The 12,002-nt window shown below is 37.7% G+C and carries 7 protein-coding genes; 3 read left to right on the top strand and 4 right to left on the bottom strand.

Features of this window, described 5'->3' with window-relative positions; all coding sequences use genetic code 11:
* Nucleotide 1 precedes the first annotated feature (1 nt).
* The gene (locus tag HC000_RS11285; protein WP_179807670.1) at nucleotides 2-3,058 is read right to left on the bottom strand and encodes an FAD-binding and (Fe-S)-binding domain-containing protein; all 3,057 of its coding nucleotides are present in this window, start codon (nucleotides 3,056-3,058) and stop codon (nucleotides 2-4) included.
* A 147-nt stretch (nucleotides 3,059-3,205) separates the two neighbouring features.
* Here HC000_RS11285 and HC000_RS11290 point away from each other — a divergent pair, with 147 nt between their 5' ends.
* The gene (locus HC000_RS11290; RefSeq protein ID WP_089369315.1) at nucleotides 3,206-3,415 is read left to right on the top strand and encodes a PGPGW domain-containing protein; all 210 of its coding nucleotides are present in this window, start codon (nucleotides 3,206-3,208) and stop codon (nucleotides 3,413-3,415) included.
* 66 nt (nucleotides 3,416-3,481) lie between these two features.
* Here HC000_RS11290 and ppsA read toward each other — a convergent pair whose 3' ends face one another.
* Entirely contained in the window at nucleotides 3,482-5,857 is a 2,376-nt protein-coding gene (ppsA, locus tag HC000_RS11295; protein WP_089369316.1) for a phosphoenolpyruvate synthase, read from the bottom strand.
* Nucleotides 5,858-6,171: 314 nt separating this feature from the next.
* Here ppsA and HC000_RS11300 point away from each other — a divergent pair, with 314 nt between their 5' ends.
* A complete protein-coding gene (locus HC000_RS11300; protein ID WP_011330181.1) occupies nucleotides 6,172-6,981 on the top strand; it encodes a pyruvate, water dikinase regulatory protein in 810 nt (269 codons plus the stop codon).
* 82 nt (nucleotides 6,982-7,063) lie between these two features.
* On the opposite strand, the gene HC000_RS11305 is transcribed toward HC000_RS11300, so the two are convergent.
* On the bottom strand, nucleotides 7,064-8,413 hold the full coding sequence (locus HC000_RS11305) for a 3-deoxy-7-phosphoheptulonate synthase class II (protein ID WP_172459254.1): 1,350 nt from the start codon (nucleotides 8,411-8,413) through the stop codon (nucleotides 7,064-7,066).
* A 1,140-nt stretch (nucleotides 8,414-9,553) separates the two neighbouring features.
* Here HC000_RS11305 and HC000_RS11310 point away from each other — a divergent pair.
* On the top strand, nucleotides 9,554-10,429 hold the full coding sequence (locus tag HC000_RS11310) for a DNA replication terminus site-binding protein (protein WP_179807671.1): 876 nt from the start codon (nucleotides 9,554-9,556) through the stop codon (nucleotides 10,427-10,429).
* Nucleotides 10,430-10,486: 57 nt separating this feature from the next.
* Here the strand turns inward: HC000_RS11310 and HC000_RS11315 are convergent, their stop codons facing one another.
* Nucleotides 10,487-11,701: a hypothetical protein gene (locus HC000_RS11315; protein ID WP_011330184.1), complete on the bottom strand. Its 1,215-nt coding sequence runs from the start codon at nucleotides 11,699-11,701 to the stop codon at nucleotides 10,487-10,489.
* Nucleotides 11,702-12,002 lie beyond the last annotated feature (301 nt).

Genomic DNA, 12,002 nt, shown 5'->3' on the forward strand with positions numbered 1-12,002 from the left:
TTTAATTGCTAAGTAGGTGTGCAAGTAACTCAATTGGATGTTTAGGTTTAAATTTTTCATATCGTTTAACTTGGCTACGACAAGAAAATCCTGTTGATAACAGTTGCTCGGGTTTATTTTTATCTACAATAGGTTTCCAACTCATTTCGTATAGTGCGCGCGAGTTGTTTTGGTTTTGTGCTTCATGACCATAAGTACCCGCCATGCCGCAACAACCAGTACTGGTTGTTTTTAATGTTAAGCCAATATCGCTAAAAATATTTTGCCAAACACTCGCAGCTTTTGGTAAGGCGGTAGTTTCGGTACAGTGGCTTAATAAAGTAAATTCAGTATTAGTATTAGTATTTTGTTTTGCTTTTAATTGCGTAAACGACTGAGTTTGTAACCACTCGTGAGCAAGTTGCACATGGAAATCACCACGATTATTTTCTAAAATTGTATTGTACTCATCGCGGTAACACATAACTAATGAAGCATCTAAACCAACCAGTGGCGCATTAATATCGTTAAGTTTATTTAAAAACTCCGCAGCGTTTTTTGCTGTTACTTTAAACTCATGCAAAAACCCTTTTACATGTTGTGGTTTTCCATTGGGTTTAAAAGGTAATAACATTGGCTTTTTGCCGAGCTGAGTAATAAGCGTAATAAAACTCTCTACTAATTCTGCTTCATAAAAACTAGTGAATGGGTCTTGTACTATTAATACATATTCGTTTTGTTGCTCAGCACTTAATTTATTTAGTAATTCAAAATTAAAAGTATGAGCTTTGTTTACTCGACTAGTTAGTGCGGGAATACTTAATTGTGGTGTATTTACATAACCCACGGTTTTTTTAATAATGTTACTAACTAGGTTTGTACTTACTATAGGATTAATAATACGTGCAAATTTAGCCATTAATGGCGTACTAACTTCTATATTGCCAACTAGGTAATCTTTAAGAGGACGTGCGTAGTAACTATGATAATAATTTAAAAAACGCGAACGAAAAGTAGGTACATCTACTTTAATTGGGCAAGCAGTAGTACATGCTTTACAGGCTAAACATTCGTCCATCGAAGCCTTAACCTCGTGAGAAAAGTCGTAAATGCCTTTGTTTTTTTCACGGCTGTGAACAAAACGCTCCCACCAGGTAATTACTTCGCCTTTATTTAGTTGCTTTTCGACCTCAAGTAAATCTATATCTTTTGCTTCTTGTAGGCGTAACCATTCGCGCATTAAACTTGCGCGACCTTTAGGTGAATGTCGGCGATCGCCGGTTACTTTATACGACGGACACATAGGTGAGTTTTCATCGTAGTTAAAGCATATACCATTACCGTTACAGGTCATGGCATTATTAAAACTTGTTTTTACATCAATAGATATTTGTTTATCGAACCATGAACGTTTTTGTCCATCAACACTAACTAGTGAGTCTTCACTATCGATAGGTGTGCATATTTTACCTGGGTTTATTCGGTTGTTTGGATCAAATGCAGTTTTTATTTTACGTAACTGAGTAAATAAATGTTCGCCAAAAAACGCTGGGCCATATTCGCTACGATACCCTTTACCGTGTTCGCCCCACATTAAACCACCGTATTTAGCGGTGAGTTTTACCACTTCATCTGAAATAACACGCAACAGTTTTTCTTGTTCTGGGTCACACATATCGAGCGCGGGCCTAACATGTAAAACTCCAGCGTCAACATGGCCAAACATTCCATATTGTAAATTATGGCTGTCGAGTAATGCTCTAAACTCTACTATATAATCAGCTAAGTTTTCTGGTGGTACCGCGGTGTCTTCTGCAAAGGCGAGTGGTTTTTGGCTGCCTTTTACATTACCTAAAAGCCCGACTGACTTTTTACGCATGGCATAAATTTTTAAAATATCACTTTTATTACTGGTTAGCTGATAACCAATAACACCATTAGTTTGCTGTGCCACGCACTGATCTAATAGTTTGCACAAAGTGTCTACTTTGTCTTTTATATCCTCTGGTGATACAGCATTAAACTCAACCATGTTGAGCCCTTGCATATCTTTATTAGGAATATCGGTTATTAAGTCCGATACTGAATGCCAAATAATATCTTGGCGTGCTAAGTTTAAAACTTTGCTATCGACAGTTTCAACTGAGGTTGCTCTCGCAGCTACCAAAAATGGTGAATGACGTAGTGCAGAATCAAAACTATCATACTTAATATTAATTAAAGTTTTAAATTCAGCAATGGGGGTTAGCTTTAATTTAGCCTCGGTAACTATACCTAATGATCCTTCAGAGCCGGTAATTAAACGGCTCATATCAAAAGTTTGTAAGTCATCACTTAACACATGCTCTAGGTCATATCCGGTTAAAAAGCGGTTTAATCTAGGGAATTTAGCTAATACCGCTTCGCGCTCATTTAGTGCAATATCTAAAACGGTTTTGTATAAATGACCAACTAATGTGTCTTGCTCTGCGATTACCTTTGCTTTCTCTGTATCAATAGCTGCAGTACACATAGGTGTGCCATCGACCAAATAAGTTGTTAGCCCTAAAACATGGTCACTCGTTTTACCGTAAACTAGCGAGCCTTGACCCGAAGCATCAGTGCTGATCATACCGCCAATGGTTGCTCTATTACTGGTAGATAAGTCGGGTGAAAAGAAAAACCCATAAGGTTTTAAAAAGTCATTAAGCTGATCTTTTATTACCCCAGTTTGTACACGCACCCAGCCTTCTTGCGTGTTTATTTCGAGTATTTCACGCATGTATCGTGATAAATCGACAATAATACCAGGGGTTAATGATTGCCCGTTAGTCCCAGTGCCGCCGCCGCGCGGACCAAATGTTAACGATAAAAAGGGGGCGCGAGATGCTGTTTGCAACGCAAGTTGAATATCTTTTTCGGTTTTAGGAAAGATAACACCTTGCGGTAGCTCTTGGTAAATACTGTTATCGGTTGAAGCTGTTATGCGGGTTGCATAACTTGCGTCAGTGTCTCCAGTAAATCCTTGATTTTTAATGGTACTTAAGTAATTTGCGACAACTTCTGTCGCGGCATCTTGCTGTGTAATAGTTGCTATCATGACGGCGATATTTTAAGGCATTTGATTAATTATATCATGCTGCGGGGTAATAGAAATTGAAGATTTTACAGTTTGTAACACTCTTTTAATCGATTTTATTCGCACTGCAATTATACTCAAGTTAACAGTTACTAGGGGGCTTTAACTATGAAAAAAATACTATTACTTTTAGCCGGTGTATTGTGCATGTTACTGGGTTTATTTTTTGCGATTGTACCTGGACCATCGTTAATATTTTTTATGGCGGGGTTATTGTGTTTTTCTTTTGACTACCCAAAAGCAAGGCATTATTTGAGACTTTGTCAAAAAGCGTTAACTAAATCGTGCCGATATTTAGATAAAAAATTAGCTCGTTAAAACTTTGTATTAAATTACACAAACAAAAATGCCAGCAAAAGCTGGCATTTTTATTAAACAAAGTAATTATTTAGCTAGTTTTTCAGCTAAGTATAACCATGTTTCTAGTACTGTATCTGGGTTTAATGAAACAGAGTCGATGCCCTGCTCTACTAACCATGCTGCAAAATCTTCATGATCAGAAGGACCTTGACCACAAATACCTACATACTTGCCTTTTTCTTTAGCTGTTTTAATTGCCATAGAAAGTAGCTTTTTGATTGCAGGGTCGCGTTCATCAAATAAATGTGCGATTAAACCTGAGTCACGGTCTAAGCCAAGCGTTAGCTGAGTTAAGTCGTTTGAACCGATAGAAAAACCATCAAAATGCTCTAAAAACTCTTCAGCTAATAGTGCATTTGAAGGCAGTTCACACATCATAATTACTTTTAGACCATTATCGCCACGTTTAAGGCCATGCTCTTCAAGTAGTTCAATAACACGCTTACCTTCTTCAACGGTACGTACGAATGGGATCATGATTTCGATATTAGTCATGTCCATGCCGTTTCTTACGCGTTTAATTGCTTCACACTCTAGTGCAAAACAGTCACGGAAAGCTTCTGACACATAACGAGCGGCGCCACGAAAACCAATCATAGGGTTTTCTTCTTCCGGTTCGTATTGTTGGCCGCCAACTAAGTTTGCGTACTCGTTTGATTTAAAATCAGACATACGAACAATTACACGCTCTGGTGCAAATGCACACGCCAGAGTAGAAATACCTTCAACCAATTTAGAGATATAAAACTCTACCGGAGATTCATAACCGGCCATCATGTCGGTAATCTCTGCTTTTAACGCATCACTTTGTGCATCAAAATTAAGTAGTGCTTTAGGGTGAACGCCAATCATACGGTTGATAATAAATTCAACACGGGCTAGGCCAACACCTGAATGCGGTAAACGAGCAAAATCGAATGCACGATCTGGATTACCTACGTTCATCATTACTTTCATTGGTAACTCAGGCATTTCGTCAACACGTGAAGTAAGTACTTCAAAGTCTAAAATACCCTCGTAGATGAAACCTGTATCACCTTCGGCACATGATACGGTAACTTCTTGACCAGCTGTAATTAAATCAGTTGCGTTACCACAGCCAACAACGGCTGGAATACCAAGTTCACGTGCAATAATTGCAGCATGACAAGTACGGCCACCACGATTTGTAACAATCGCTGCAGCACGTTTCATGATAGGTTCCCAATCTGGGTCAGTCATGTCGGTAACTAAAATGTCGCCTACTTGAACCTGATCCATCTCTTTGATTGAGTTAAGAACACGAACAACACCGCTACCAATTTTATGACCAATTGCACGGCCTTCAACAACAACCTTGCTGGTGCCATTTAATTGAAAACGTTCCATTACGTTGGCATCTTCGTTTGAGCGAACCGTTTCTGGACGAGCTTGAACTATATATAGTTTGCCGTCGTTACCGTCTTTTGCCCATTCGATGTCCATTGGACGACCGTAATGTTTTTCGATGATTACAGCTTGCTTGGCAAGTTCTTGCACTTCTTCATCTGTAATCGAAAATTTATTTGAAAGCTCAGGGGCAACATCAACGATGTCTACTTGCTTACCATGTGCTTTGTCTTCTGAGTAAATCATTTGAATGGCTTTAGAGCCAATGTTACGACGTACTACTGAAGGTTTGTTTTTAAGTAATGTTGGTTTATGAACATAAAATTCATCAGGGTTTACTGCGCCCTGTACAACCATTTCTCCTAGCCCGTAGCTTGATGTGATAAATACAACATCTTCAAAACCAGACTCGGTATCAATACTAAACATAACGCCAGATGCTGACTTATCTGAACGAACCATGCGTTGTATACCAGCAGACAGTGCAACACCACGGTGATCGTACCCTTGATGAACACGGTAAGAGATAGCGCGGTCGTTAAATAATGAAGCAAATACGTGTTTAATAGCGACCATTACTGAGTCGATACCAACAACGTTTAGGAAGGTTTCTTGCTGGCCTGCGAATGATGCGTCTGGCATGTCTTCAGCGGTAGCTGATGAACGTACTGCAAATGAAACATCGGCTGCTGTGTCGCCGTGGAGTTGGCTGTATGCTTCGCGAATGGCTTTATCTAGATTAGGTTGGAATGGTGTATCGATTATCCATTGGCGGATATCGGCACCGACTTTAGCGAGTGTATTCACATCTTCAACATCAAGTGTATCTAGAATATCGTGAATTTTTGCGGTGAGTCCTGATTGATCTAAAAACTCATTAAAAGCATCAGCGGTAGTTGCAAAACCACCCGGCACTTGTACACCTGCGTTTGCTAGGTTTGAAATCATTTCGCCAAGTGAAGCGTTTTTACCGCCAACACGAGGAACATCTTGCATACCAAGCTCTTGATACCAGAGAACGTATTCTTGCACGGATCTTTCTCCAAAAAAAACAAATTGTAGTACTAAATACCAACTAATTAACATTTAATCATTTTAGCGAGTTAGACATTGTATTAACAAGTTAAAAATTTTCATGTAGAACAACTACCTGTTAATTTTTATGTTGCTAATAAAGCGCTTCCTATCGCTATAATTGACTATTTACTTAATACAATCGATATAACTGTGAGAGTTAAGAAAGAAAACCTTTTATAAAGGTCACACCCATTCTACACTGGCAACAGTCCTCACGTAAACCGTGAGAAACTTAATTTTAAAATTAAAAGTAATAAAAAAGAGGATTTATGAGAACTGCTTTTTATATTTCAGATGGCACAGCAATTACTTCTGAGGTTTTTGGCCATGCTACTTTGTCACTGTTCCCTGTTGAATTTAATCATAAAACCATTCCCTTTGTAGAAACAGAAGAGAAAGCGCATCAAATTAAAGAGTTAATTAATGCAACGGCTAAAAGAGACGGTGAAAAGCCTTTAATATTTTTTACCTTTGTAAATTACAACTTAACTGAAATTATTAGCTCTGCTAATGCAGTGTGTTATGACTTTTTGACAACCTATAGCGAAAAAATAGAAAAAGAACTAAATGTGGCGCCAGTACCAAAAATTCATCGAACTCACTCTATTCATGAAAAAAGCTATGATTTTAGAATTGATGCGGTTAACTACGCGCTGATGAATGATGATGGCGGTAATATTAAAAACTATGGAGAGGCCGATATTATTTTAATTGGTGTGAGCCGCAGTGGTAAAACCCCAACGAGTTTATATTTAGCACTACAATATGGTATTAAAGCCGCTAACTACCCAATCACCGAAGACGACCTTGAAACTGAAGGCTTGCCTAAATGCTTAATACCTTTTAAACATAAACTATTTGGCTTAACTATTGATCCTGAGCGCCTTGCTGCCATTAGAGACAGGCGTATGGCTAATTCTAAATACGCTTCTATTCGTCAATGTCGTATTGAAGTGCGCGAAGTAGAAATGCTGTATAAGCGTAATAGAATTCCATTTTTAAACTCTACTCATCACTCAGTTGAAGAAATATCAGCGAAGATTATATCTGATACCGATCTTGAGCGCCGTAAGTACTAACTTACTTGGCGGTTAACTTAACTAAAAAGTATAAAAAACGCCGCTTAATTAGCGGCGTTTGTATTTAGGGTAGTCATTTTATTTATTTACGTGCGTCTTTTAATAAATCGGCAACTAAAAAGCCTAACTCTAATACTTGATCGGCATTTAAACGTGGGTCGCACTGGGTTTTATAGCGCTGTGCTAAATCGTCGTCAGACAGTCCGTACGCACCGCCAGTACACTCAGTAACGTGTTGGCCTGTCATTTCTAAATGCACGCCGCCTGCATAGCTGCCCTCGGCTTTATGCACTGCAAAAAACTGGCTGATCTCACGCATGATATTGTCAAAGCTACGTGTTTTGTATCCTGAACTCGCCTTTTCGGTGTTACCGTGCATTGGATCAGAACTCCAAATTACTTTACGGCCTTCTTGTTGTACTTTGCGTACCAGTGCCGGTAGTTTTTCAGGGAGTATATCTGCGCCCATACGGGTAATTAATGTTAATCGACCTGGAATGTTATCTGGGTTTAATGCATCAATTAAGCGTATTAAATCATCTGGGTCCATGCCTGGGCCAACTTTAACCCCGATTGGATTTTTAATTCCTTTAAAAAATTCAATATGCGCGTGGTCTAGCTGACGCGTACGCTCGCCAATCCACACAAAGTGCGCAGAACAATCGTACCAATCGCCAGATAAATGGTCACGGCGAGTTAGTGCTTCTTCGTAGCCTAGTAATAGCGCCTCGTGAGAGGTGTATAAATCGGTTTCTTTTAAACTTGGTGCAATAGTAGAATTAATACCACACACTTCCATAAACTCAAGCGCATCTTGAATTTTATCAGCTAGCTGTTGATACTTTTCTTTTTGTGGGTTGGCCGCAACAAAGCCCATATTCCAACGGTTTACTTGGTGTAAGTCAGCAAGGCCACCTTGTGCAAATGCACGCAGTAAGTTTAACGTAGCGGCACTGTGATGATACGCTGTCATTAAGCGTTGTGGATCTGGGATACGCGCTTGTTCGGTAAACTCAAAATTGTTAACAATGTCGCCACGGTATGACGGTAATGATACGCCATCAATCGTTTCTAAATCTGCTGAACGTGGTTTAGCATACTGCCCTGCCATACGTGCTATTTTAACTACTGGGCATTTACCGCCGTAAGTTAATACCACGGCCATTTGTAAAATTGTTTTAAAAGTATCGCGAATGTTAGCGGCATTAAAGTCACTAAACGACTCAGCACAATCACCACCTTGTAATAAAAAAGCGCGCCCTTCGCATACATCTTCCAGCTGCTTAAATAAACTTCTGGTCTCTTCAGCGAATACTAAAGGCGGAGCACTCTTTAATTGCGCTTCTACTGATTTAAGTGATTCTTGATCTGGGTAGTTTGGCTGCTGTAATATTGGCAGTTCTCTCCAGCTATTTGGGTTCCACGTTTGCATATTCATTCCTCATTCCTATTTACCTGATACAACGAAATTAACGTATGCAGGGCTGTTTGTTCAAGGACTAAATTCACTATTTACTAATTATTTAGTTATGGGTTAGGTAATTAATATATTTAGCCGTATATGTTGGGCCCTTAGCGCAAATACAAAATGACAAATAGAAAACATATAACCTATTTAAAACATATAGTTAAGCTTCTATATGGTTACTTTTGAGTTGTTGACTTACATTCAATCCGAGTTAATTATTATAACAGGTCGAGCTGGGAACACATCATACTTAAATTGCACCATGTGTATTCTTAACTTTACAGTTAATATAAACAATAATTGACCAATAACTATGCACTTTTAAAAATACATGCTAAGGCGAGTTTTATTTACCACCGCAACATATACTAGATGTTTATAAACAGTGGGTTTATTAGGCTAAAGCTCTCCCTGATTAAGGTTAAAATACAAAGACTTATTTGGTCTCAGTACTAAGTTTTTATAAAAATGTGAATAGTGGCAGTTATTACTGAGGTTAAAACTTATTTTAATATGTATAAGTTTTACGCTTTGCAGCATCTTATGCTGTAGTGTAAATAGACATGACAACGTATTGTATTTCACCCAGGCATAATAGAATACTCTGCAATATATTAAGTTACTCTTTGTATGAACGTTTGGATCGGCACTAATTAACAGCACTAGCTAGCTGCTTAATTAGTTAAGCTACAGGGAACTCAAAATGGTTTGCCCTGCCCGGTACTAATAAATGTATATTCAGTTCTCACAAGCTAAACATTTTAAGTATCCCAAAGTATGAGCCGGTTAATTATATCAACCTCATTTTAAAGCCTCACTACAAATCATGGCTAAAGTTAAATTGCACTCAGAAGCTAGTAGGCCGTTATTAGCTGTAACCTATAACGGTATACAAATGTGAGTATTGGGGAATTATTATTAAGAGCTAAGCTACTCAAATGCATAAGCACGAGATTTAAAATTAACCAAAGCTGCAAAGAACACATCATACTTAAATTAGATTATTAGATAAACTTAGCCCCGAGTAAACTAGAATTATTTGCTAAACAAAGATAAGGTTATGTGCGATAATTAGTTTAGTAAGATGTGTTCTTTGGAGGTTGCATGGTAACTAAAGTACAAATAAAAAGTCAGTTTGATTTAATGAGCGAACTAACATTAAGGCTAATAGAAGAGCTTAATCTATGTGAATATACAAAAGCCGAATATTATCAACTTCCTGATATAAGCACTGTTGATGAAGATAAAGTGGCCGAATCGATTAAAGTTACTAAAATATCAGGCGAACTAGCACATAAAGCTATATTAAATTCCTTTACTGACATTTATAAAAAACAAGGGCTAAGTAGCCGAGTTTTAAAGCGTCATCCTGGCCTATTAGTTATAAAAAATGCTGACAAACAAGCACTAATTAATCGAATTGCTCAAGTAAATAAGGCAAAAGCAGCGTTTAAAGAGTGTATTTTAGCTATTGATAACAACGATGCTCGTTTTGAAGCGGTGCATAATGCAGTACCCAACTTAATTACTTTGGCTGCTTATCGAAAAATTCATAGTGAACATGAATCGCCTTTTTCAGTACGATTTACCTGGATGCACAAACATGCAACTAAAACACTGACCAAAAAAATGGCCCTCGAAATGTTACAAAAGTCAGCTAGTTATAGAAACCCCAGAATGATCGACCAGCAAAAATGGCAGGCGCTAGTAGCACAAGAGCAATTACGGGTAGCAAGTTTAGGTGAAAAAGAAAAACTTAGAATTAGGCGCCCTACTCGAGTTAGCCCTCAGGTAAATGTGCGTTATACCGCGCAAAACCGTTATCACGTCAGTGCGGCGCTACCTTTTATTTTAATAAACCCAGAACCAGACGTAAAACTTGGGGTATTACCAAATTACGAAAAACCATTAAGTCATCCACGAAAACGTGACTATGATTTTTTAGTAGATCGACTTTATTTAGAACAAGTAGAAAAGTGATTATGTTAAAAAGGTCACGCTAGGTGACCTTTGTTATTATTGACTCTGTAATAAAAATTACTTATCTACTATTTCAACAAGTTTGTCTTCATCAATAAGCACAGCATTTTCTACAATACGCTTACCGCCTTGTATTTCAATACGTTTATTGTGTTTATTCAGAGTAAGTATCTCATCACAAAATTGATCTGATGGATGCATTTCGTAAGTGTAGTCAATAATATTACCGGTTTTATCGTCTTTAACATTGGTAATACTGTACTCAGAGATAGCCCCTTTTTCGATCAAATCTTTCATTGTTGTGGTCATATCACGACGCAGCGCTTTTAGTTTATTTTCGGTAATATTATCCGTTGAATAAATTGAGCCGTACTTTTCCATAATAGACAATAATCTAAAATGGTATGTTTTTCCCGGAGCAGCATAACGCCAAAGGTGATATAAGCGCAGCATCATCCAACGCGACAATCCGCGTTTTAATTCTTGGGCGCTGTTAAAGTAATATCCTTTGTATTCAAGGTTATCAATCATGTTATGTACAAATGCATTTAAACACGCAACACATTTAACATTACCGCCTTGCCCTTTTTTTCCACTAAAATGCAGTGACGATAAAAAGTTCATGTTCGACTCGTAAAACGAATCATCAATGTTTGTATTTTTTGTGTCTGTTGCCGAATATTTAAACGAAAGTTTTGAGCCTTGTAATGCTTCAAGTGATTCTTTAATTTGTGGATATGGCATAGACTGGCCAACGGTTTTCAGCTCTTGTGCTAATTCGTTCATCGAAAAAACAACAGCATATTGAATACCGGACTTAAAATTTATTTTTACTATTTTGCCTTTAGAAGCTAAACGGATCAGCGCACGCTCTACTTTTTCTTCTCTATCTGACGGCCAAACCAAATATTCTACGTCTTCACCATCTTTGCGTGTACTAACAACCGCCGGCGTTATTTTTAATTCGCCGTCGTATAAAATACCATCTATTTTTTCAGATATTTTGCGTGTAATTATTGTTTTTTTAGGTGCTTCTTCTAATGGTAATTTTTTATGCCCCGAACGGACAAAGCGTCCCCATAAATCATAATGGTTAAAAGTATTCGAATAAGCACGTAATCCATGAGCTGCATTTTCTATCGAAATCCGCACATCTTTATTATCTGTAAACAGTGCTAAGCTTTCATTATCAATTGCACTTTCCACCCCGTGAATTTGGCCCCTTAGTGTATCGGGCAAGTTATCTACCGAGATGTTGACCTTTCGGCTCATTGTTGTTATTTCCATTTTTATTGCGACAGCTAATAACAACACATAAAGACAAAAAAGTTAAATGTTTAAGTTAGTATAAAAGTGATCTGAGCTAAAATAAAACCTTCGGATCACTATTATACTAAGTAGAGGCTAATTTACTCAATTTCAGATCATTATTTTACTAACTAAGCGGTTACAAATCTCATTTTTACTAACTCAGTGAGATTTTTGTCCATTACAAAGCTAAATTTTTAATATTTAACACGACAAATTAACTAAAAAACTAAAAGCCCTGTGGATAAGCGTATATTGAGTTAGC

The organism is Pseudoalteromonas sp. MIP2626, from assembly GCF_013414205.1.
Taxonomy (GTDB): Bacteria; Pseudomonadota; Gammaproteobacteria; order Enterobacterales; family Alteromonadaceae; genus Pseudoalteromonas; species Pseudoalteromonas nigrifaciens.